21 protein-coding genes and 1 pseudogene are annotated in these 22,044 nt (G+C 58.0%); 12 read left to right on the top strand and 10 right to left on the bottom strand.

What is annotated here, in order from left to right; translation table 11 throughout:
* Positions 1 to 1,268: 1,268 nt before the first annotated feature.
* Positions 1,269 to 1,973 (bottom strand): annotated as a pseudogene (locus AB3G88_RS20005) (mechanosensitive ion channel domain-containing protein); the annotation flags it as partial.
* A gap of 193 nt (positions 1,974 to 2,166) precedes the next feature.
* Here AB3G88_RS20005 and AB3G88_RS20000 point away from each other — a divergent pair.
* Positions 2,167 to 3,513 carry a DEAD/DEAH box helicase gene (locus tag AB3G88_RS20000; RefSeq protein ID WP_099584045.1) on the top strand — a complete coding sequence of 449 codons (1,347 nt, stop codon included), beginning with the start codon at positions 2,167 to 2,169 and terminating at the stop codon, positions 3,511 to 3,513.
* 49 nt (positions 3,514 to 3,562) lie between these two features.
* Here the strand turns inward: AB3G88_RS20000 and AB3G88_RS19995 are convergent, their stop codons facing one another.
* Complete coding sequence (locus tag AB3G88_RS19995) at positions 3,563 to 3,838, bottom strand: hypothetical protein (protein WP_158876932.1); 276 nt, start codon at positions 3,836 to 3,838, stop codon at positions 3,563 to 3,565.
* Positions 3,839 to 3,992: 154 nt separating this feature from the next.
* On the opposite strand from AB3G88_RS19995, the gene AB3G88_RS19990 reads away from it, so the two are divergent.
* Positions 3,993 to 4,382 carry a transcriptional regulator gene (locus AB3G88_RS19990; protein WP_158876930.1) on the top strand — a complete coding sequence of 130 codons (390 nt, stop codon included), beginning with the start codon at positions 3,993 to 3,995 and terminating at the stop codon, positions 4,380 to 4,382.
* A gap of 21 nt (positions 4,383 to 4,403) precedes the next feature.
* Here the strand turns inward: AB3G88_RS19990 and AB3G88_RS19985 are convergent, their stop codons facing one another.
* The 3 genes from AB3G88_RS19985 to AB3G88_RS19975 all read right to left on the bottom strand — a co-directional run bounded on the left by AB3G88_RS19985 (position 4,404) and on the right by AB3G88_RS19975 (position 6,445).
* Entirely contained in the window at positions 4,404 to 5,270 is an 867-nt protein-coding gene (locus AB3G88_RS19985) for a DUF6279 family lipoprotein (RefSeq protein WP_480451304.1), read from the bottom strand.
* A gap of 66 nt (positions 5,271 to 5,336) precedes the next feature.
* The gene (locus AB3G88_RS19980) at positions 5,337 to 6,059 is read right to left on the bottom strand and encodes a TorF family putative porin (RefSeq protein ID WP_099584053.1); all 723 of its coding nucleotides are present in this window, start codon (positions 6,057 to 6,059) and stop codon (positions 5,337 to 5,339) included.
* Between the two features lie 206 nt (positions 6,060 to 6,265).
* A complete protein-coding gene (locus AB3G88_RS19975) occupies positions 6,266 to 6,445 on the bottom strand; it encodes a PFL_1563 family small protein (RefSeq protein ID WP_003193095.1) in 180 nt (59 codons plus the stop codon).
* A 322-nt stretch (positions 6,446 to 6,767) separates the two neighbouring features.
* Here AB3G88_RS19975 and AB3G88_RS19970 point away from each other — a divergent pair, with 322 nt between their 5' ends.
* From AB3G88_RS19970 to AB3G88_RS19960, 3 genes are all read left to right on the top strand, one after another.
* The gene (locus tag AB3G88_RS19970) at positions 6,768 to 7,604 is read left to right on the top strand and encodes a CvfB family protein (RefSeq protein ID WP_099584054.1); all 837 of its coding nucleotides are present in this window, start codon (positions 6,768 to 6,770) and stop codon (positions 7,602 to 7,604) included.
* A 51-nt stretch (positions 7,605 to 7,655) separates the two neighbouring features.
* A complete protein-coding gene (locus AB3G88_RS19965) occupies positions 7,656 to 8,054 on the top strand; it encodes a DUF2177 family protein (RefSeq protein ID WP_191959147.1) in 399 nt (132 codons plus the stop codon).
* Between the two features lie 199 nt (positions 8,055 to 8,253).
* On the top strand, positions 8,254 to 9,696 hold the full coding sequence (locus tag AB3G88_RS19960; RefSeq protein WP_112196404.1) for an NCS1 family nucleobase:cation symporter-1: 1,443 nt from the start codon (positions 8,254 to 8,256) through the stop codon (positions 9,694 to 9,696).
* On the opposite strand, the gene AB3G88_RS19955 is transcribed toward AB3G88_RS19960, so the two are convergent.
* On the bottom strand, positions 9,608 to 10,813 hold the full coding sequence (locus tag AB3G88_RS19955) for an MFS transporter (protein WP_480451301.1): 1,206 nt from the start codon (positions 10,811 to 10,813) through the stop codon (positions 9,608 to 9,610). The two genes, AB3G88_RS19960 and AB3G88_RS19955, sit on opposite strands and share 89 nt — an antisense overlap.
* 104 nt (positions 10,814 to 10,917) lie before the next feature.
* Here AB3G88_RS19955 and ptrR point away from each other — a divergent pair, with 104 nt between their 5' ends.
* From ptrR to AB3G88_RS19940, 3 genes are all read left to right on the top strand, one after another.
* Positions 10,918 to 11,811 carry a putrescine utilization regulator PtrR gene (gene ptrR, locus AB3G88_RS19950; RefSeq protein ID WP_099584058.1) on the top strand — a complete coding sequence of 298 codons (894 nt, stop codon included), beginning with the start codon at positions 10,918 to 10,920 and terminating at the stop codon, positions 11,809 to 11,811.
* A 143-nt stretch (positions 11,812 to 11,954) separates the two neighbouring features.
* Positions 11,955 to 12,077: a PA1414 family protein gene (locus AB3G88_RS19945; protein WP_003193089.1), complete on the top strand. Its 123-nt coding sequence runs from the start codon at positions 11,955 to 11,957 to the stop codon at positions 12,075 to 12,077.
* Between the two features lie 396 nt (positions 12,078 to 12,473).
* Positions 12,474 to 14,567, top strand: coding sequence for an FAD-dependent oxidoreductase (locus tag AB3G88_RS19940; protein WP_480451298.1), 2,094 nt, complete (start codon positions 12,474 to 12,476; stop codon positions 14,565 to 14,567).
* 63 nt (positions 14,568 to 14,630) lie between these two features.
* Here AB3G88_RS19940 and AB3G88_RS19935 read toward each other — a convergent pair whose 3' ends face one another.
* From AB3G88_RS19935 to speB, 4 genes are read right to left on the bottom strand one after another with little or no spacing between them, the layout of a single operon-like run.
* Positions 14,631 to 16,013 (bottom strand): sodium:solute symporter family protein, encoded by a 1,383-nt coding sequence (locus AB3G88_RS19935; protein WP_112196400.1) that lies wholly within the window; start codon positions 16,011 to 16,013, stop codon positions 14,631 to 14,633.
* 23 nt (positions 16,014 to 16,036) lie between these two features.
* Positions 16,037 to 17,551, bottom strand: coding sequence for a purine-cytosine permease family protein (locus AB3G88_RS19930; protein ID WP_112196399.1), 1,515 nt, complete (start codon positions 17,549 to 17,551; stop codon positions 16,037 to 16,039).
* A gap of 21 nt (positions 17,552 to 17,572) precedes the next feature.
* Positions 17,573 to 17,995: a YybH family protein gene (locus AB3G88_RS19925; protein ID WP_158876918.1), complete on the bottom strand. Its 423-nt coding sequence runs from the start codon at positions 17,993 to 17,995 to the stop codon at positions 17,573 to 17,575.
* Positions 17,995 to 18,945, bottom strand: coding sequence for an agmatinase (gene speB / locus AB3G88_RS19920; protein ID WP_083357426.1), 951 nt, complete (start codon positions 18,943 to 18,945; stop codon positions 17,995 to 17,997). The genes AB3G88_RS19925 and speB overlap by 1 nt, the downstream gene beginning before the upstream one ends.
* 216 nt (positions 18,946 to 19,161) lie before the next feature.
* Here speB and AB3G88_RS19915 point away from each other — a divergent pair, with 216 nt between their 5' ends.
* From AB3G88_RS19915 to AB3G88_RS19900, 4 genes are all read left to right on the top strand, one after another.
* Positions 19,162 to 19,464 (top strand): transposase, encoded by a 303-nt coding sequence (locus tag AB3G88_RS19915; RefSeq protein ID WP_014717988.1) that lies wholly within the window; start codon positions 19,162 to 19,164, stop codon positions 19,462 to 19,464.
* Positions 19,461 to 20,297, top strand: a complete 837-nt coding sequence (locus AB3G88_RS19910; protein ID WP_400530991.1) for an IS3 family transposase — start codon at positions 19,461 to 19,463, stop codon at positions 20,295 to 20,297. Before AB3G88_RS19915 ends, AB3G88_RS19910 begins: the two co-directional genes overlap by 4 nt.
* A gap of 142 nt (positions 20,298 to 20,439) precedes the next feature.
* Complete coding sequence (locus AB3G88_RS19905; protein ID WP_003175387.1) at positions 20,440 to 21,333, top strand: LysR family transcriptional regulator; 894 nt, start codon at positions 20,440 to 20,442, stop codon at positions 21,331 to 21,333.
* Between the two features lie 6 nt (positions 21,334 to 21,339).
* Complete coding sequence (locus AB3G88_RS19900) at positions 21,340 to 21,945, top strand: tRNA-uridine aminocarboxypropyltransferase (protein WP_480451294.1); 606 nt, start codon at positions 21,340 to 21,342, stop codon at positions 21,943 to 21,945.
* Positions 21,946 to 22,044: the final 99 nt, after the last annotated feature.

Here is a 22,044-nt window from a genome sequence, read left to right as displayed (position 1 = left end):
GGGCAATCCTATTCTCAGGAGAACGGAGTTGGCAAGGATTTTCTTAGTTTGATTTAGTTGTCAGCTTAGTTGACGTTATTTATGTTTTTATTAATTTATATATCGGCTATTTATGAGGCTAAAATACGTGGGGGAATTTTTGCCTCCGCTCCTAACTCTCTGATTTTTAAAACCGTTAAATGTGTTCGACCATGGCTCTCCCCCATAGCCTCTGACTGGCTTGATGGGGAGGGAAGGGGAGGGGGGCTATAAACGAGTGTGAGCTGATAGCCGACTGACCGTATGATCGCATCGATGTCGCCCGACATGGCGTTGGTGTCCCGCACAAATCGTGCGTTTCATGATTATTTGAAGGCGGGGCGCCTGGCAATGACACGCTAGAACGACATTCCGGGACTCATAGAATTCCGACATGCACGACTCTCTACTTACTGGACCAGTTCATACTGGCTCCTACGTTGATCTGGATAGGTGCGGCGACTTATAGGCCGGTGTCTCGGGTTGTCCGGGCATGGTGAATTATCTCTTCCATAAGGATCATCCACAGCCGATGGTGTCGGATCTGATTCAGCTTGATCCGGTGCAGTGAGTGCCAAACTTAAAAAATGAGACCTCTCTCCCAACTCGAATTTGGGAAAGGTGAGGGCTGAAAGTGCTGTGACTTGGCCAGAGTTGCGGGCGCGTGGCGACTGGCTCGCAGGGAATCCCATCAAAAGACGGGAGCCGAACCAGGATGGGACTTATCCCCGCGTCAGACGACTCCCTGCGGGCTTAGGCAGCCACATTTGATTCCCGTCGTATCGGAAGCGGATGTCAGGGGAACGCAACGCTTCATTCCTCGTCTCCCTGCATCTGTATTCCGCGCATGGGCGGAGCAATACGACATTCTGTGATCACTGGAGCTTCTTACCTGCTAGCTAGTGCATTTGTAAACGGGGAGGGAGTGACACTTGGGGGTGGTTTGACTCGCAATTGTCTTTCCTGGCTAGGAATTCGCACACCCACGTACAGTCCTGTTTGCCGATACCAATCCACTCCCTTTCCACCTAGCTGCGATCAGGACTTGATTTGTGTTTACGAGGTCGGGCGCTGTGTGTGCAGGCGGGTGAGAGTCCTTGAGTCGCGTACTAGTATGCGTTTGTTCTGGTCTTTGTGGTGCTGGGGGAACGATGGGGGCATGTCACGGCATTGGTTTTCTGGGAGTATGCCTTGGATGTCTGTCTAGAAACGAGAACTCACAAATCGTTGATTTAGTCTTTCACTCACGAGTAGTTTTGCACCTTGACCGTGTGCAGGGTGATATCCACCACGTCGCCGTCGGCGCCGACCTGGGGCATTTCGATCCAGTCACCAACCCGCAACATGTCGTTGCTGGTGAGTTGCACACTGGCGACGAACGACAGCAACGTGTCCTTGTACACCAACAGGATGACCGCCGACATCGCACCCAGGCCCGACAGCAGCAACAGCGGCGAACGGTCGATCAAGGTAGCGACGATGATGATCGCGCCGAACACGAACAGCACCATCTTTGCCAACTGCACGTAACCCTTGATCGAGCGGGTGCGCGCATGTTCGGTGCGGGCGTAGATGTCCAGCAGGGCGTTGAGCAGGGCGCTCATGGCCAGGACCAGGAACAGGATGGAGATGGCCAGTGCCACGTTGCCGATAAACAGGATCGCGGTTTTGCTCAGGGCCGGCACCAGGTACAGGCCGAACTGGATCACCAGGGATGGTGTCATCTGCGCCAGGCGATGGAAGACTTTGTTGTGCCGCAGGTCATTGAGCCAGTGCAGCGCCGGTTGGCGGCCGAGCAATTTGACGGCGTGCAGGATGAGGTATCGCGCTATCCGTCCCAGCAGCAGGGCGACCACGAGCAACACCAGGAAACCGAGGCTGGCATGCAGCAACGGGTGTTCGTCGAGGGCGCCCCAGAGGTCTTGGACGTTGAGCCAGAGCTGTTTGATATCCATGGGTGAAACCGATTCCTCTGTAAGACAAGACGGGGCGATTAGAGCATCTAAGTGCGACAAAGTTGGCGTCACGGACAAAAGCCCTAACAAAAAAGCAGCTGATTAGCGCCGTTCGCGTAAAGAAACTCGGTTTGGGCGCCCGAAACCGTTACCCTATGCAGCTGATATTTTGTAATTCTTCGAGGTAGCACCCGTGTTTTCCCAATTCGCCCTGCACGAACGCCTGCTCAAAGCCGTGGCCGAGCTTAAATTTGTCGAGCCTACGCCTGTGCAAGCAGCGGCCATCCCGCTCGCGCTCGAAGGGCGTGACCTGCGGGTGACGGCTCAAACCGGTAGCGGCAAGACCGCCGCTTTCGTCCTGCCGGTTCTGAATCGTCTGATCGGCCCGGCCAAAGTCCGTGTGAGTATCAAGACCCTGATCCTGCTGCCAACCCGTGAGCTGGCGCAGCAGACCTTGAAGGAAGTGGAGCGTTTCTCGCAGTTCACCTTCATCAAGTCCGGCATCATCACGGGTGGTGAAGACTTCAAGGTCCAGGCCGCCATGCTGCGCAAGGTGCCGGACATCCTGATCGGCACCCCGGGCCGCATGATCGAGCAACTCAACGCCGGCAACCTCGACCTCAAGGAAGTCGAAGTGCTGGTGCTCGACGAAGCCGACCGCATGCTCGACATGGGCTTTGCCGACGATGTGCAGCGTCTGGTCGCCGAATGCGTCAACCGTCAGCAGACCATGCTGTTCTCCGCCACCACCGGGGGTTCGACCCTTCGTGAGATGGTCGCCAAGGTGCTGAACAACCCGGAGCACCTGCAGGTCAACAACGTCAGCGACCTGAACGCGACTACGCGCCAGCAGATCGTCATGGCTGACCACAATGTGCACAAAGAGCAGATCCTGAACTGGCTGCTGGCCAACGAGACCTATCAGAAGGCCATCGTGTTCACCAACACCCGTGCTGCGGCTGACCGCATCTACGGTCGCTTGGTGGCCCAGGACTACAAAGCATTTGTCCTGCACGGTGAGAAAGACCAGAAGGACCGCAAGCTGGCCATCGACCGCCTCAAGGCCGGCGGCGTGAAAATCCTGGTTGCTACCGATGTAGCTGCCCGCGGCCTGGACGTCGATGGCCTGGACATGGTGATCAACTTCGACATGCCACGCAGCGGCGACGAGTACGTACACCGTATCGGCCGTACCGGGCGTGCCGGCAACGATGGGCTGGCCATCTCGCTGATCTGCCATGGCGACTGGAACCTGATGTCGAGCATCGAACGTTACCTCAAGCAGTCGTTTGAGCGCCGCACCATCAAGGAAGTCAAAGGCACCTACACCGGGCCGAAGAAGGTCAAAGCGTCCGGCAAGGCCGTTGGCGTGAAGAAGAAAAAGACCGACGCCAAGGGCGACAAGAAGAAAACCGGCGCCAAGTCGCCGACCAAGCGCAAGATCGCCAACCGTCCGAAGACCGACAACCTGTCGCTCGTCAGCAAAGACGGCATGGCCCCGCTCAAGCGCCGCAAACCAGAAGCACCGGCCGCCGAATAAGCCGGGGCTGATGTGAAAAAACCGGACGTCGTCCGGTTTTTTTATGCCTTCAATTTTTCGCTTTTGCGGCAGCTTCTCTCAGCTCTTCAAGACGGGCGTCGATCAACTGGCACTTGTCAGGGAATTCGGCGCTCTCGGTGTCCAGGTCCATCTTCTGCAGCTCTTCGTTCATCTCTTTGGCTTTGCTGGGGTTCTGCTCGGTGAGCTTGGCCACTTGCGTGGCTAACTGCTCCCGTTTGGCCGTGGCCTCGTCGGGCGTGCAGGCCCAGGCGGGCAGGGCGGTCAGCAGGGTGGCGGCGATGGCCAGATTTCTCAGGGTATTCATGGTTCGGACCTCCTTGGCAATGATGTACGGTTGAGGGGGCGAACGTCTGGAAAGTTCAGAGAAATGACGCCCGTCCGATGGGGTGAACGGCGGATGACGGTACGAGTCACACCTTTTGACGGGACACTTTTGCATGCCCGCAGGAGGAATCAGGATGACGACTTACAACTGGGATTTGATCGAGCGTTTGCTGCACGAAGTGCAGAATGGCGAAGGCAGCTTTGCCCCGCGTAAATACGCCGAACAGGAAGCGGCCGAGAAGGCCACGGCGGGCCAGGACACTGGCAATCTGGATGCGTTGAAAAAGACTGCGGCAGATTATGAAGCGCTGCTGTTCAAACGCGGCTTTATTGAATCGCGCCCCGAGGAAGAGGGCGGCAATGGCGAGAATTTCATTCTCACGCCGCTGGGTGCCCAACTGCTGGCGCTGATCGACAGCTCCATTCCCGGCAACGATCATCCACGCCAGGTACTGGATGAGCAGGACGATGCGCTTGATCCTGCGACCTTCGCTGAAGTGGCCTCCAAGGCGCAGATCGCCTGAACAGGCAAGCCCCCTCCTACATTAGTTCGCAGCGGCCTTGAGGCATTTGAGTGCCTTGAAGTCGCTGCGTACGCCGTCGATTTTCTGCGTGAGTTTCAAGCGTTGCTGCGGCGTACTTTCCGCCATCACGTCGACAATCAGGCTGCGCGCCGCGGCTTCGGTCTGGGCGTAAGCCGCACGATATTGCGGGGTCCACAGGCTTTCGCGGTCCACCAGCAATTGCTGCATTTTCTTCGGGAAGTCGGTGTTGTGGCGTTGCTGCACGGCGTCGATAAATTGCGCCTGCCAATGGGCGCGGTTGTCGATCCATTCCTGATTCTGCTCGCCCAGGGCGATTGACCAGGCTGTGACACGATGCTGCTGACTGGTGCTCAGCGGGCCCATCCAGGTGTCCAGGCGCTTATTCATGCGCTCGGCGCGGTCCTTGATTTGCTGAGCCAGCGGCGGCTTCAGGTAATCGTCCTGGCGTTTGCGCAGGTCCTTGGCCAGGGCGTCGTTCATTTCCTTGACCTGTTGTTCATCCAATCCCTGGAGTAGTTCAATGGCCGAGGGAGTGATCTCACGTGCGATTTCAGCAATGGCTTGTTCGGCTTCGGCGGTACGCATCTTAAGCGCCGCGTCGGTGACCTGGTTGTCGTCGACCATCTGTTGCAGGCGATCGAGCCAATCCAGGTAACCGGGCAACTGTGTGGTGCAGTGCCAGGCCAGGTGCTCCTTGAGTTTGTCGTTGAACCAGCTTTTCTGCCCGGCGTTCATGTCCAGGTAGTCATTGAGGGTCCAGGGGATGATCACGTCCAGGTTGCGATAGGCCAGCCCCACGCGATTGCAGCCGGCGAGTGCCAGGCTCAGGGTGAGGAGTACCACCAGCAGTTTGAGCCGATGCAGCATGGGCGTGTCCTTGGGCAGAGAGAGTCAATGCATGTGAACCCGCGTCGGGCGCGACAGTTCAGCCCATCAATAAAACGACCGCACGGCCTTCAAGGTCAACAGCCCGTCGCATTGCGAATTGTGTCCGGAGTACGCCGAGCAATCGCCGCCGCTGAGGCTGGAGTCGCTGTAGATCAGGTCCAGGTCGATGCCCTTCCAGGCACGGGAGAATTGCACCGACCAGTCGCTGAAACTGCTGATGGTGCCGCCGTCTACCGAAGCCGGCGTGCCCAACTGATGAGTGGTGTACTTCATGCTCACGCCGATGCCGAAGGGCTGGGTGCCGCCGAGATCGGCAAAAATTGTGCTGTCCTGGCGGTCCGGGTCGTTGCTGAAAGAGGCGCCGAAGCGATTGCCCAACAGGTTCAGGCCGCCATAGAACTCCTGGCTGTCGAGGGGGCTGAGCTTGGGGTAGCTGTAGTGGATCAAGCCGACTTCATAGCCGAGCGTCTGGTCGAAGGGGTGTTTAAAGCCCATGTAGGAATCGACTTCGAGGGTGCTTGCCGAGGACAGGCCCATGTTGGGCGAGAATTGGCCGAAGTACAGGCCACTGTCGTGGCTGAGGTCCAGGCCGCCGTGGAAAGAATCGCTGCCCGGTGAGGTCGGCTTGACCAGGCCCTGGGCCATGCTGCGGCTGGGGGTAGTGCCCAATTTCAGGTCGAAGTCGCCCAATTCGCGCTGGAAGATCTGCGCTTCGGCAAGAGGGCAAGCCACTAATGTGCTGACCAGAAAAATGCAGGACTTGAGCATGCTTCACTCCATGAAAAGCGAGGAGCAGTAATGGAGAACATCGGGCAGATGCCCGCGCTAGACGTGTGCAAGGATACCGGCGAATGTCAGGCGATGAGGCCCGTTCGTCGATTAGCGCACTATTGAATGTTAGGGGAGGGTGCTTCGGGCTCTAGTCCTAGCGCCTTGAAGGCAAGACGCTTAGGGACCAGGTGTGCTGCGCGGTATTACTTTTTACCCAGGCTGATCTGCTTGGACGGGCCGAAAGTCTGGCCGCTCACGCCCTTGGCAATTTGCTGGATTTCACCACCGGATTTGAGGAACGCAGCGATTTGGCTGTTGATCGATTCGCTGGTTTCAACGGCGGGAGCTGGCTTTGCTTTGCTGTTGGATGCTTTTACGCGCATGGCGGCCACTAACCTGTAGAAAATTAACTTGGCCAGGCATCGTACAGGAAATACTTGACAATTGCTTGGCAAATATCCCCTGGGAATAAGTGCTGCAGCTGGAAATAAACGAAGTTCATCGTTGAAATTAGCCCGTAACTTGCTGTTTTGGCTGCAAACCCTGGGGCGAAGCAGCGCTGGCGCAGGAGTAAAATCCAGCCAAATGATCGGACGAGCGGAGCGATGCCCTTTGGAAGCCTCAACCGCCTGTGATTTTTCAGGCGCGCGCGCGTGGCGCACGCAACTCGGGTAGAATGCCGCCCACGCAATGAGGGTATTGGAAATGGCTCTAGTCGGGCGCTACAACAGCTTACAAGTGGTAAAACACACTAACTTCGGTTTGTACCTGGATGGTGCGCAAGATGGCGAAATCCTCTTGCCTAATCGGTATATCCCCAAAGATATTCCCAGTGAAGATGAAGACTGGCTTAACGTTTTCATTTACCTGGACAGCGATGACAAACTTATCGCCACTACCGAGAAACCCAAAGTTCAAGTCGGCGAATTCGCCAGTTTGAAAGTGGTGGAAGTCAACAGCATTGGTGTATTCCTCGATTGGGGTTTGCCAAAAGACCTGTTGTTGCCGTACTCGGAAGAAAAACGCCAGATGACTGCCGGTGAATATTGCGTGGTGCACGTCTACCTCGACAAGCACACCAAGCGCATCACCGCCACCGCACGTCTTGATCGCTACCTGGACAAGACCCCGGCCAACTACGTCGTAGGCCAGGAAGTCGACCTGCTGGTGGCCGAAGCCACTGACATGGGCTTCAAGGCGATCATCAACAACAAGCACTGGGGCCTGATTCACAAGAACGAGGTGTTCAAGTTCCTGCGCCCGGGCAAGGAAGAAAAAGGCTTCATCAAAGAGATCCGCGCCGATGGCAACATCAGCCTGAGCCTGCAACCGGTTGGCCAGGAAGCGGCCTCCAGCCTCAACTCGAAGATTCTCGCCAAGTTGCGCGAAAACAACGGCACATTGCCGGTCAGCGATAAAAGCGACCCGACCGTAATCAGCAATTTGTTTGGCGTGAGCAAGGGCAACTTCAAGAAGGCTATTGGTGCGCTCTACAAGCAAGGTCAGATTGTGATCCATGCGGATCGTATTGAACTTAGCTGAGTAGGTTTTGCTCTTCTGTAGGAGCAATGGGCTCCTACAGAGGTTGCGTCAATGTCCAAGAAGTCTGTGTTCGCTTACCTCGGCACCTTGCTTGCTTTCCTGGTGCTCGACGGCCTGTGGCTCGGTGTCCTTATGGGTCCCACCTACAAATCCCTGCTGGGTCCGCTGATGCTTGATCAGCCCCGCCTATTGCCCGCAGTGCTGTTCTATCTCCTGTATGTCCTCGGTTGTGTGGTGTTCGTGGTCTTGCCCAGCATCAGTTGGCAGCGCGCGGCGCGTATGGGGGCCTTGCTGGGGCTTGTGGCCTATGGCACTTACGACCTGAGCAACTGGGCCACGCTGCAAGGCTGGTCTGCTGGATTGGCGCTGATGGACATGGCCTGGGGTAGCTTTTTGACGGCGGTGTGCTGCACGGTTGGGCACCTGTGTGCACATCGGGTGCACCGATGATTGTGTACAGAATTTATGTGCACCGTTGCTGAGCGTGGTCCCCGCTACGAAGGTACCTTCATCTCCTTTGAAACGCCGTTGTAGAGGGATTGTGTGCCATTGGCACGTATTCTGCTGACTGTCTCGTATACAAAACTTGCCGCCTTCCGTATGCACCCCTGCGACGGAAGCGCAGGCCGGTATGACGAGGAGCCCAGCGATGACCGAACAATTGCCCAAAGGCTATAGCCCACGCCTGTATAACCAGGATCTGGGCCCGCTGCCGCAGAAGTGGAACTGGTACAACATCTTCGCCTTCTGGATGAGTGACGTGCACAGCGTTGGCGGGTATGTATTCGCCGCCAGTCTGTTTGCTCTGGGGCTGGCCAGTTGGCAGGTGTTGATCGCCTTGCTCGCCGGTATTTGCATCGTGCAACTGATCGCCAATCTGGTGGCCAAGCCGAGCCAACAGGCCGCCGTTCCTTACCCAGTGATCTGCCGGCTCGCCTTTGGTGTCTTTGGCGCGAATATTCCTGCAGTGATTCGCGGTCTTATCGCCGTGGCCTGGTATGGGATTCAGACCTACCTGGCGTCCAGCGCGCTGATCATTGTGGTTTTACGATTCTTCCCACAGATGGCGGTGTATGCAGAGCCGCATTTCGCCGGGCTGTCCTACCTGGGCTGGTTTGGTTTCCTCAGCTTATGGGTGCTGCAAGCGGCAGTTTTCTGGGCCGGCATGGAGTCCATCCGCCGCTTTATCGATTGGGCGGGGCCGGTGGTCTATGCGGTGATGTTTGCCCTGGCCGGTTGGATCGTCTGGAAGGCGGGCTGGTCGAACATCAGCTTTACCCTGGCGGAAAAATCCCTGTCGGGCTGGCAAGCGTTCGGCCAAGTGATCGTGGCCACTGCGCTCGTGGTGTCGTACTTTTCGGGACCAACCCTGAATTTCGGCGATTTCAGCCGCTACTGCCGCAGCATGCAGGATGTGCGACGCGGAAACTTCTGGGGCCTGCCAGTAAATTTCCTGGCGTTCTCCCTGGTGACCGTAGTGATCGTCTCTGGCACGTTGCCGGTGTTTGGCGAGATGCTCCACGATCCGATTGCCACGGTGTCGCGTATCGACAACAACATGGCCGTGCTGCTGGGTGCGTTTGCCTTTGTGACCGCGACCATCGGTATCAATATCGTCGCCAACTTCGTGTCCCCGGCGTTTGACTTCGCCAACGTCGCACCGAGCAAAATCAGCTGGCGCGCCGGTGGCATGATCGCGGCGGTCGCCTCGATCTTTATCACCCCTTGGAACCTGTTCAACAACCCGCTGATGATCCACTACACCCTGGATATCCTCGCGGCGTTTATCGGGCCGCTGTTCGGGATCCTGCTGGTGGATTTCTACCTGATCAAAAAACAGAAGATCGACGTGGATGCGCTGTTCGATGACAGCCCAAATGGCCGCTATTACTTTGACGGTGGCGTGAACTGGACAGCGGTCAAGGCCCTGGTGCCCGCGACACTGGTGGGCGTCGCGATCACCTTCACCCCGGCGTTGCAGGGCATGGCCAACTTCGCCTGGTTTACCGGCTGCTTCCTGGGAGGGCTGTTTTTCCTGGTGCTGGCACGGCGCGAGCAGGTGCGCACGCAAGCGCCGCTGGTTGCCGGCTGACTAATATTCCTCCCGCCAGGAACAGGCCTGTGCCGGCAATGACCAATGCCGGTCGCAGCCCACCGCTGAGGTGGCTGCTCACCGACGCCAGCAAGGGCCCGCTCAATTGGCCGATGGCAAAGCTGGCGGTCAGCAGCCCGGTACTGCGCTGATAGCCGTCGGGTGCCACCTCCCGCATGCGCGCCATTACGAGCTGCATGCAGGCCAGGAATGGTCCGCCGCACAACAGAACCCCCAGCGCCAACCCCCAACCATTACCCAGCAAGCAGGCGAACACCCCGGCCGCTTGCAGCCAGAGGGTGGTCATCAGCCAGCGGCGGGTCGTGTCCGGGTCTTTGCGACGTAAGGTCGCCACCCCCACTCCAACCGCTGCGAGCAGGCCGAAGCACGGCCAGAACAGATCGGCTTGCCAGGCGCCTTTGAATTGGGCGCTGGCCATCTGCGACAGGAAGGTTGCTGGAATGATGTAACCCAGTCCGAACAGGACATAAATCCAACACAGGTGCGTGATGCTGCCGTTACTGCCCGCGTCGTTATGGCTGGCGACAGGGGCGCTGGCGCAGGGCTGCGGCAAAAACGGCAGGATCGCGAGCAACATCACCAGTGCCACCGCGCCATAGACCAACCATAAGGTGGCGGAGTCTTGTCCCAGCAGGTTTGAGCCGAGCGCCAATAACCCGGTCAACAGAATCCCCAGGCCCGGCCCGGCAAATACCAGGGCGCCCAGACGCGGCCGTCCGGCGGCGAGTGCCAGTGGCTGGCTCAAACTGGTGATCATCACCAAGGCCCAGGCACTCGCCACACCCGTGCCAAAGCGCAACAGCAGGTGCGGCCAGAATGCGTGGGCCCAATACGATGCAAAGGTCAGCAACACACACAGCCACAGCCCGCCGTACAGACGACCGCGCACATGACGATGGCCGCGGGCGAAAATCGAGTCTACGGCGCCCACGAAATAGCCCAGGTAATTGGCGGCGGCGATCAGACCGGCGTCGGTCAGGTCGACCTGCCCTTCGCTGAGCATATGGGGCATTTGCGGGGTGAGGGCGAAGCGGCCAATGCCCATGGCCATCATCAGGGCGATGGAGCTGGCGAGTAAGCGAATGAGGGGTGACATGGTCAGGTGTCCTGCTGAGAAACGAATGACCGTCAGCCTAAGGTGGATTGACTTTCTGTAAAATTGAATAATAGTGAGTAACTTGTTCAGTTTTGGAGAAAGGTATGGAGTTCAGTCAATTGCGGATTTTCCAGGCCGTGGCGCAAGAGGGCTCCATCACCCGTGCGGCAGAGCGCCTGCACCGCGTGCCGTCGAACCTGTCGACCCGTCTCAAGCAAATGGAAGAGCAACTCGGCGTAGAGCTGTTCGTGCGTGAACGCCAGCGCTTGCAGCTGTCTCCGGCAGGCAAGATATTGCTGGACTACAGCACTCGCCTGCTGGCACTGCACGACGAAGCCCACGGCGCGGTGCAAGGCGGCCAGCCGGCCGGTGATTTTGTGCTCGGCAGCATGTACAGCACCGGCGCGGTCCATCTGCCCAAGCTGCTGGCGCGTTATCACAAGGCTTATCCGATGGTGAATCTGCAGGTGCAGTCCGCACCCAGCGGTGAACTGCTGGAAGGTCTGATCACGGGACGCCTGGACGCCGCGTTTGTAGACGGCCCGCTGAGCATCGCCACACTGGACGGCGTGCAGTTATGCGAGGAAAAACTGGTGCTGATCTGCGAAGCCGAGCACCCACCCGTGCGTGGTCCGCAGGATGTTGCCGGCCGCTCGGTGTTCACGTTCCGACGCAGTTGTGCCTATCGCACACGCCTCGAAAACTGGTTTTCCCACGGGCGCGTGGCCATGGGACGGGCGATTGAGATCGAATCCTATCAAGGCATGCTCGCATGCGTGATCGCCGGTTCCGGGGTGGCGTTGATGTCCCAATCCATGCTCGACAGCCTGCCGGGCAAGGACAGCGTGTCCGTTCATCCGCTGACCGGGCAATTTGCCACTGCGACCACCTGGCTGATGTGGCGAAAGGGTATGCTCGGCGCTAACCTCAATGCGTGGATTGATCTGCAGCAGCTCGGTCAGCCCGAGGTCATGAAAGACAGTCGCGCCATTGCTTGACCGGTTCGTCAGCATTTGGATGGATTTGGTAATAGTTCATTGTGGTTTCGTTCAAGCAATACGTAGGACTTAGGGCTACTATCAATGTAGGAAAGGGCGACAGAACATGCGCCTACCAGCATTACCCTCAAAGGGGGCAAACCATGAAAGAGAAAATTCAAAACTGGCTCCATGATCTGGGTGTTGCACTGGGCTTGATCGAGCCTCCGCTGCAGCCGGTGCCGATTCGTACGGATGATGAGCAGCGGCGTCCACGTCGTAGGTAAGGCCCGATCTCCGACCGCAGCGGGTTTAAATGTGGGAGCGGGCTTGCTCGCGAATACGGTGTGTCAGTTGATGGTTAAGTTGACTGATAAACCGCATTCGCGAGCAAGCCCGCTCCCACATTTGCTTTGCATCAAACGAAAAAGCGGCTGCGATATCCAGCGTCGTGCCCGCTGACATATCCGTTTGTATTCTCTTCTCATCGCCTCTTGCGTATCAGTCTTTGTATTAGCTATCGGAATCGGACTACCGTGATGTCAGAATTATCTGGCTTATTTTATTTTTAATCTAAGCGTAGGTTGAATTTTATTAGGAATAGATATGTATCGTTTACGTTTCTGTAATTTCCTAAAGAGGGCAGATGTATGAGTTAATTAAAAATCGCTGGAGACAAAGTTATGATGCGCTCGCCCATCCCGCCAGTTGCCGCCTCACTTATCGCCATTGCTGAACATGTTTTGCATATCGCACCTGTATCGAGAGCCTGGAAGGCAACCGCACCCAGCAATGTTGTTTTTATTCCCCCATCATTAACCAAGCAAGCTCTGCTCATACAGATCGCATTACTGCGTCCGTCAACCCTCATAGTCGGCGACCAATCCATTGATGGAGATGTTATCGAGCAATGGCGTGTATCCCACCCATTTGGAGACCTCTGTTTGATCCGAAGAGGTACAAGCCTGGATAAGATACGGATAGATCTATGCGAATCCAACGGTATCCGAGTGGTCAATACGCCCGGGGTCAACGCACCGCATGTTGCAGCTTATATTCTGTACTGGCTGACACTGGCCAATGGTTCCGTCCCCCATGACATCAGTGTGCTGGGATACGGCAATGTGGGCAAAGAGTTGGTCAAGCGGTTACTTGATCGAGACCCGGATGTTCGGATTAAAGTGTTGAGTCCACGCGGCCGCGCGCCGGATCCTACCGGAATAGCGTCTACCGATGGTCGAGTGTCATTTGTGACGGACTGGTTCGAGGCGCTGCAGGGTGCCAGTGCTGTCGCCATCTGTTTATCCCTGAATGATGAGTCCACCCATCGTATCGACCAAGCCCTCATTCGTTGTATGCGTAGAGATGCCCGTCTGATATGCGTCGCCAAACCGGACGTGTTCAGCGACGATGCTTTACAGGCCCTGTCAATGGCTGAAGACATCCAATTGGTCTTGGATTACGGGCCTACGACATTGGATGCGTTTCGGATGCGTACCCATGCGCTCGGTTGTAGTGTCACCACTTGGCGCAGACCAGCGACGCTGACTGTGCAGGCGGCAACCGGCGAAGACTGCCATTGCGACCTTGATTATGCTGTTTCTGTTCAACTGAGTTTGATGGCCTTGCGCGGCCTTGTCAGGCGTAAACTTGCACACTCATTGGCGATTCCTTCCCTGCATGCAGATACCGATGCGCCGCATGTATCGATTATCGGCAGAGGGATTAACGGTCTGCTCCAGGCTGTGATTTGTCGTTTGGCGAATTATCAGGTCACCGTCTATGGGGGAAGTCGGGAGAGTGATGGTGCCAGTCATAAGCGTGTGAACATGCGCCATCTGTCAGCGACGGAGACGACTGCAAAGCCGCTACATAACGACTATCTACTTTCCGGAAATCAATGTCTTGCAGTTGAATGCAACCGCGCCGGCATTGAGTTGTTTGAAAAACTCCTGGCTGACAACCCGTCGCTGGCGCAATTCGCGCGAGCGCGGGTTGTACGCTGTTACAGGGAAGACGCGAGTGACGTAGCTGCTGCGATATGTGAGCAACGCGACATCGAAAACAGGCCGTGGCCTAGTGGCAAAACTAAGGGTGAATTCGCAGAAATCAGTCAGCAACAGTTTCTGGCGCGTTATGGCGTCCCAAGAATAAGTCGAGCAATTGAGGTATCAGGCTACGATGTCGAATTTATCCATCTAATGGATGAAATAGAGGCGCTGCTGCAGCGCTCGGGGGTTCAGTTCCATATTCAGCATCTGAGTTCAGTCGAGATTGCTGAGCTGAGCAGAGAACACTTCGTCATCACTGCTATGGGCATAGAGGAGCCAGAAGTTATTCCGATCATCGGCTGGTTTTTCAAGCTGCGCGCTGTGGGTAATGAAGGTGCCGAAATGCGTGGTCTCAAGCTGCAATACGATCTGCCAATTGGCGTCATGAACTGCCGCTTGGACGGTGACTGTATTCTTGTCTCCGGTGGTCAGGTTCCGCCTGATTCTACGCCGGAGTACAAGGAGCAAATCCTGGCAGCGTGTCTGGCCGCTGTTTCTCTGCACTTTCCAATGTCTTACCGCAGCGCAATCGAAAATGGCGATTTGCGCATAGTCGAATGTGCCAGGCCTGGGACCTCAGATGGACTATCGATTGTTTATTGGGCCGCCCACCATCAAATCGCCGCCGGTGGTACCTATGCCGCGGGCACAACCCAAGGATTGGTCTGGGCCTCCCTGGTCCAGGAAATCATTCAGGCAAACCAAAACCTGTCCGTTGAGCGATAAAAAAAACGGGCGCAACATCCGACGTCGCGCCCGCTGAAGAAACCGTTTCAATGCTGTTGGACGTCAAGCCACCCGAGTCGCCACCGCCTCCGGCCGACGCGACAGCAAGCTCACCAGCACAAAACTCACCAACCCAACCGCCAGGCTGTAGTAAATCGGCGTGTTCGCATCCAGCCCATCCTTGAACATGAACACCAACGCCGTCACGAAACCCAATGTCATGGAGGTAATTGCCCCCGCCGTGGTGGCGCGCTTCCAGAAGATCGCCCCGATCAACGGGATCAACATGCCGCCGACCAACAGGTTGTAGGCCAGGGTCAGCGCGCTGATCACATCGCTCACCACCAGTGCGATACCCAGCACTGCGATACCGGTCAGCATCGTGAACAGGCGGTTGATGTTGAGGCTCGACTGTTTTCCGCCACGCAAACGCGGCAGCAGGTCTTCGGTCAGTACGGTGGAGGCAGCCAGCAAGCCAGCGCTGGCGGTGGACATCATCGCCGCCAGTGCTGCGGCAATCACCAGGCCACGAATCCCGTCCGGCAGCGACATTTTAACGATGGCGGCAAATGCGTTGTTGACGTTGTCCAGGTCCGGAATCAACACATGGGCCGCCATGCCGATCAGCGCACAGGCCAGGCCATAGAGGATGCAGTAGAAACCGGCGAAGGTGCCCGCGTACTTGGCGACCTTTTCGTCGCGGGCGGTGAACACCCGCTGCCAGATGTCCTGGCCGATCAGGATGCCGAAGAAGTAGATCATGAAGTAGGTGATGATGGTGTCCCAGCCAATCGCGGTGAAGCTGAAACTGGATGCCGGCAACTTGGCCACCAGTTCATCCCAGCCGCCGACGCGGTACAGGCAGATCGGCAGCAGGATAAACATCAGGCCGACGGTCTTGATCACGAATTGCACGATATCGGTAAGGGTCAGCGACCACATGCCGCCGATGGTCGAATACACCACCACCACGCCACCGCCCAGCAGCACCGAAATCCAGAAAGGCAGGCCGAACAGCACTTGCAGCACGGTGCCGATGGCCAGGATCGAAGTCACGCCAATCATCAGCGCGTAGGCCAACATGATCACCGCGCTGGCCTGGCGGGCCATGGGGTTGTAGCGTTTTTCCAGGACCTGGGTGACGGTGAAGATCTTCAACTTGAGCAGCGGCTTGGCCAGGAACAGGTTCAGCGCAATGATCCCCATGCCCAGCGCGGCACACAGCCAGAAGCCGGAGATGCCATGCACGTAGCCCAGCCGCACGGTGCCGACGGTGGACGCACCGCCCAATACCGTAGCGGCCATGGTGCCCATGTACAGCGTCGGGCCCAGGTTGCGACCGGCCACCAGGTAGTCTTCGTGGGTCTTGGCGCGGCGCATGCCGTAATAGCCGAGCACGAGCATGCCGGCGGCGTAGATGAGTACGACGAATAAATCCAAAGCCATGACGGCGAGTCTCCGATTATTTTTTATTGTGCTGAAGGCACTTGCAGTGCAGAAGGAGCTTGCAGCGGCGAGGGCGCTTGCTGTGGCGAGGGGCCATAGACGGCCGCCGGTTCCGGAAACAGCCGCAGCAACGTCAGGTACACCACCGACGCCAACCCCAACGTCACCGGCAAGCTGATATCAATGCCCTGCGCCAAATTGCCCAGCGGCCCCACAAACTGCCCTGGCAAATTGACGAAGCACAGCCCCACCAGCGCACTCGGAATCCATGCCCCCAGCCCGCGCCAGTTCCAGCCATGGCTGAACCAGTAGCGCCCGCCGGTTTCACCGCGGGTGAACACTTGCAGGTCATCCGGGCAGTAGAAACCGCGACGCACGATCAGGCCGATGATCATCATCACCATCCACGGTGTGGTGCAGGTGATGATCAGCACGGCGAAGGTCGACACGCTCTGCACCAGGTTGGCGGCGAAACGTCCGATAAAGATGAAGGCAATCGACATCACCCCAATCAGCAACGTCGCCTTGACCCGTGAGAGCAAGCGCGGGAACACGCTGGACATGTCCAGCCCCGTGCCATACAGCGAGGTCGTGCCGGTGGACATGCCGCCGATCACCGCGATCAGGCACACCGGCAGGAAGAACCAGGTCGGCGCCACCGCCAGCAAGCCGCCGACGTAGTTGTTGGCCGCGATATAGTCCGGTGCCTTGATCGCCACGATGGTCGCGGTGGCCAGGCCGAACAGGAACGGGATCAGGGTGGCGATCTGAGCCGCGACCACCGCCAGCATGATGCGCATTTTTGGCGTCTCACGTGGAATGTAGCGCGACCAGTCGCCGAGGAATGCGCCGAAGGAAATCGGGTTGCTCATGGCTACCAGCGCTGCGCCGATAAACGCCGCCCAGAAGCCGGTCTGGCCCATGGCGACGCTGCCCGCGAAGTGGCTGTCGAAGGCTGGCGCGAACGCGAAGATCCCCAGCAAAAACAGCAGGCTGGCCGCCCACACCGCAATGCGATTGACCCACAGCATGAAACGAAAACCGTAGATGCACACCGTCAGGACGAGCAGGGCGAACAGGCCATAGGCCAAGCCCAGGGTCAGGTCAGTTTCCGGCAGGCCTATCAGACGTTTCGCACCACCTACCAACGCATCGCCTGAACTCCACACCGACAGTGAGAAGAAGGCAATCGCCGTCAGCAATGACAAAAACGAACCGACAATCCGCCCGTGCACGCCAAAGTGCGCCCCGGAAGACACGGCGTTGTTAGTGCCATTGATCGGCCCGAACAGGCCCATGGGCGCCAGGATCACAGCACCCACCAGCACGCCCAGCACAATCGCCCAGACACCGGCCTGGAACGACAAGCCAAACAGCACCGGGAACGAGCCCAGTACGGCAGTGGCAAAGGTGTTGGCACCGCCGAAGATCAGGCGGAACAGATCCTTGGGGCTGGCGGTACGCTCGTGGTCGGGGATCTGTTCGACCCCGTTGGTTTCAATCTTGCGAATACTGTTTTGGTTGTTTTTATTATTCATGATCAGCTCCGATCACATTGGCTAAGGGGGCGGCAGCCCTTCCGGCACAGCGGACAAATGTTCGTGACAGGCCAGCCACAGGCCTTCTTGTTGTTCTGTGCGTAGCCCTTGCCTTTTGAAGACAATGGTCTCGCGTTCCTGGCTAGAGAATTGCTCCCCGTTCATGCGCAGCTCGGTGGCCACGTCATGCACAAATATCGCCACGTCACCCTGCAGGCTGACAAAGGCATTACTCGACGTACACGACAGCACCTCGAATCCCTCGTCCGCGCGCCAGCTGTCCCACAACGCCTGGTAGGCATCGCGACTGAGCAGCGGCTGGGGGAGGGTGTAGAACACAAAACTGGCGTCGGCCGTGAACGCGCCGAAATAGGCGGCGCGATCATTGCGGGCGAAGGCCGCCACCAGCTCGGCGGCGGCTTGCAACACCGCTTGCGTGCTCATCAGCGATGCGCCACGCCGGGCAGTACGCAGAGCATCTCGTACAGCAGGTTGGCGCCGAGCAGTGAGGTGTTGCCGGTGGTGTCATAGGGCGGTGAAACTTCTACCAGATCACAACCAATCAGGTCGAGGCCCTGGCAGCCCCGGATGATCTCGATCGCCTGGATGGTGGTCAGCCCGCCGATTTCCGGGGTACCGGTGCCGGGTGCCCACGCCGGGTCGATGCCGTCGATGTCGAAGCTCAGGTAAACCGGGCCGCCACCGACTTTCTCACGCACTTCGGCCATCAATGGCGCGAGGGAGTGATGCCAGCATTCTTCAGCCTGGACCACACGGAAACCCTGTTTGCGGCTCCAGTTGAAGTCTTCGGCGGTGTAGCCCTGAGCGCGCAGGCCAATCTGCACCACGCGGTCGCAATCGAGCAGGCCTTCTTCCACGGCGCGGCGGAAGGTGGTGCCGTGGGCGATTTTCTCGCCGAACATATGGTCGTTGACGTCAGCGTGGGCATCGATGTGCACGAGCCCGACTTTGCCGTGTTTCTTGTGGATCGCCCGCAGGATCGGCAGGGTGATAGTGTGGTCACCGCCCAGGGTCATGGGGACCACGTTGTGTTCGAGGATCTCGTCGTAGGCTTCTTCGATGATGCGCACGGCGTCGAGCAGGTTGAAGGTGTTGATCGCCACGTCGCCGATATCGGCCACCGACAGCGAGTCGAACGGTGCGGCGCCGGTGGCCATGTTGTACGGGCGGATCATCACCGACTCGGCGCGGATCTCACGCGGCCCGAAGCGGGTGCCGGCACGCAGCGAGGTGCCGATGTCCAGGGGCACGCCGACAAAGGCGGCGTCCAGGCCCTTGGCCGATTGCAGGTGGGGAAGACGCATCATGGTGGCGATGCCGGCGAAGCGCGGCATTTCGTTGCCGCCCAGTGGTTGGTGGAAAATCTTGTCCACGGGATTGCCTCATCGTTGTTTTGTTTATTAGGGGCCGATTCTGCGAAAAGCCCGTGGCGGGAAGAATCGGCAGGGGCAAATACTTAGTTCAGATTTTTCTAAACTAATGCCTGGGGTAAACTGCGTTCAAATGTGGGAGGGGGCTTGAACTGGCCTAATGATTTTGGACACTTCAATCGGGCGCTATGATAGCGCCCAAATTTGAGGTGTTTGGATATGCGTAAATCTTATTCGAGTGAGTTCAAGCTCAAGGCCGCCAGCATGGTGTTGGATGAAGGTCAGCCAGTTACCGAAGTCTGTGCCAGCCTGGATATCGGCCCCACAGCGCTGCGTCGCTGGGTCGATCAAGTGCAAAAAGAACGCTTGGGCTCGACTCCCGTAGGGGCCAAGGCGATTACCGCTGATCAACGAGAAATCCAGAGGCTCAAAGCTCTGCTCAGAGAGAAAGACCTGGATATCGAAATCCTAAAAAAGGCCAGTGCTCTCCTGCTTTTGGACGCCAAAGATCATTCACGTTGATCGATGAGCTGGACGAGCAGTACGGCGTTAAAAGGTGTTGCCGGGCGTTCGGGGTCAACCGCAGTAGTTTCTACGCTTGGCGCCAGCGCCAAGGCAGAGCAAATCCTGAACGGGACAAGCTCAAGGCCGCGCTGGTCAGGCACCACAAGGCGTCCAGAGAGTCGGCCGGCGCACGTACATTGTCCAAGGAGCTACAAGCCAAAGGGCATCGTATCGGACGTTATATGGCTCGCAGTTTGATGCGCGAAGCTGGCATCGCTAGTCGTCAGCGCAGGCGCCATAAGTACAAATCGCCGGGCGTGGAGGCCTTAGTGGCGCCACACGTGCTCAAGCGGAAATTTGATGTGACGGCGGTTAATCAGGTGTGGTGTGGCGACGTGACTTACATCAAGGTCGGCAAGCGGTGGATGTACTTCGCCGCCGTTCTGGATTTGTACGCTCGCAGGATCGTGGGCTGGTCGTTCTCGATGATTTCTGATGCCAACCTGACCTGCGAAGCGCTACGCATGGCGGTTGAGCTACGCAGCCATCCCCAGAATGTGTTGTTTCATTCTGACCAAGGTTGTCAGTACACCAGTCATAAGTTTCGAAACGAGCTGCTCAAACAGGGTTTTAGGCAAAGCATGAGCCGTAAAGGCGAGTGCTGGGATAACGCCCCGATGGAGCGTTTCTTTGGCAGTTTGAAATCAGAGTGGGTGCCTGAAACGGGCTACAAACTGGAACATGAGGCCCGAGCAGACGTGCAGCGCTATGTCTCTCGCTACAACATCAGCAGGCCTCACAGCTACAACGACTACCGGTCGCCGGTCATGAAGGAAAGGTTGGCGGCGTGAACCGTAATCGGTGTCCAAGATTACTTGACCAGTTCAGCTTGCCCCCGATAGCAGTGGATCAGCAAGCAAATACGCAGCTGACCCGGCGCTATCGGGGGCAAGCCCCCTCCCACAGGATTTTGTGTATGCCTCTGGAGACCTCATGGCCAACGCCTTGCCCGACCTGAAACTCCTGCGCATCTTCGTCAGTGTCGTGCGGCATCAGGGGTTCGCCAATGCGCAGCACGAACTCAACCTGTCCACGTCGGCCATCAGCACGTATATGAGTCAGTTGGAGTCGGCGTTGGGCCTGGTGCTGTGCCATCGCGGGCGTGGTGGCTTCAGTCTCACCAGCAAGGGCGAGTTGTTCCATCAGGAAACCCTGCGTCTATTAGCCGAGCTGGAAGGCTTCGAGCAATACGCCGCCGCACTCAAAGGCGAGCTGCGCGGCACCCTCAAGCTCGGCGTGCTCGACTCCACCGTCAGCGACAAGGCCTTGCCGTTCGCCGAAGTGATTGGCGCCTACAGCCTGGAACACCCGGCGGTGCACCTTCATTTATCGGTGATGAGCCCTTACGAGCTGCAGCTAGGTGTGCAGGACAATCGCCTGGACCTGGCCATCGGCGCCTTCTCCAATCGCATGAGCGGGCTGATCTACATGCCGCTGTACCGCGAGCAGCACTGGCTGTATTGCAGTACGCGGCATCCTTTGTTCAATGAACGGCGCATCCCGGAACAAGTGATCACCCAGCAACGCATGGTTGGACGCGGCTACTGGAGCCAGGCGGAACTGGCGCGCCACGGTTTCAAGCACAGTGCCGCCACGGTGGAAAGTATGGAGGCGCAACTGATCCTCGTGCTCTCCGGCGCCTATATCGGCTACCTGCCGGAGCATTACGCCCAGGCCTGGGCCGACAAGGGCGATCTGCGCGTGCTGCTACCGGCCACCTTTGGTTACCAGGCGCCGTTCTCGATGATCATGCGCCGTGGCCGCAGCCGCGAGCCGCTGATACAGACCTTCCGCGATTTGCTCAAAGCCCAGCTCAACCAGGCCTGATAAACCATGTCCAGACCCCAATGTTCCCGTTGCCTCAGGCCCGTCACCCATTGCCTGTGCCCGCTGATCCCCAGCCTCGACAGCCGCACCCGCGTGTTGCTGTTGCAGCACCCGAGCGAGGTCAACCATGCGCTCAACACGGCGCGGTTGGCGGCGTTGGGCTTGAACAATGCACAGTTGGTGGTGGGTGAGGTGTTTGATGATTTGGCGACATTATTGAACCCGTCGGGTTATCACGCGCGCCTGCTGTTCCCCGCCGACGACGCGCAGCCGCTGCAAGCCTATGTGCCCGGGGAGCAGCCTCTGTTGTTGGTGGTACCCGATGGCACCTGGCGCAAGGCGCGCAAGTTGCTGCACCTCAATCCGTTACTGGCGGCGTTGCCACGGGTGACCTTGGCCGACGGCGGTGTATCGCGCTATCGGCTGCGCAAGGCACCCGGGCCGGGGGCCTTGTCGACCATTGAAGCCATCGTGCAGGCGTTGCAGGTATTGGAAGCGCCATTGTCATTCGAGCCGTTGCTCAAACCCTTTGAAGCGTTGATCGAAGGTCAGATTGCGGCGATGGGGGATGAGGTCTTCCATAAAAATCATGGCGACGGTCGGCTTGGCTAGCAGGTTCATCGAGGTGCGGCCATCGGGGGCAAGCCCCCTCCCACATTTGACTGTATTCACAATTCAAGGGTGGGAGGGGGCTTGCCCCCGATAGGGCCC

Source organism: Pseudomonas arvensis (genome assembly GCF_056688935.1).
The sequence above is the reverse complement of the archived record's forward strand: the minus strand, read 5'-3'. Positions and strand labels throughout refer to the sequence as shown.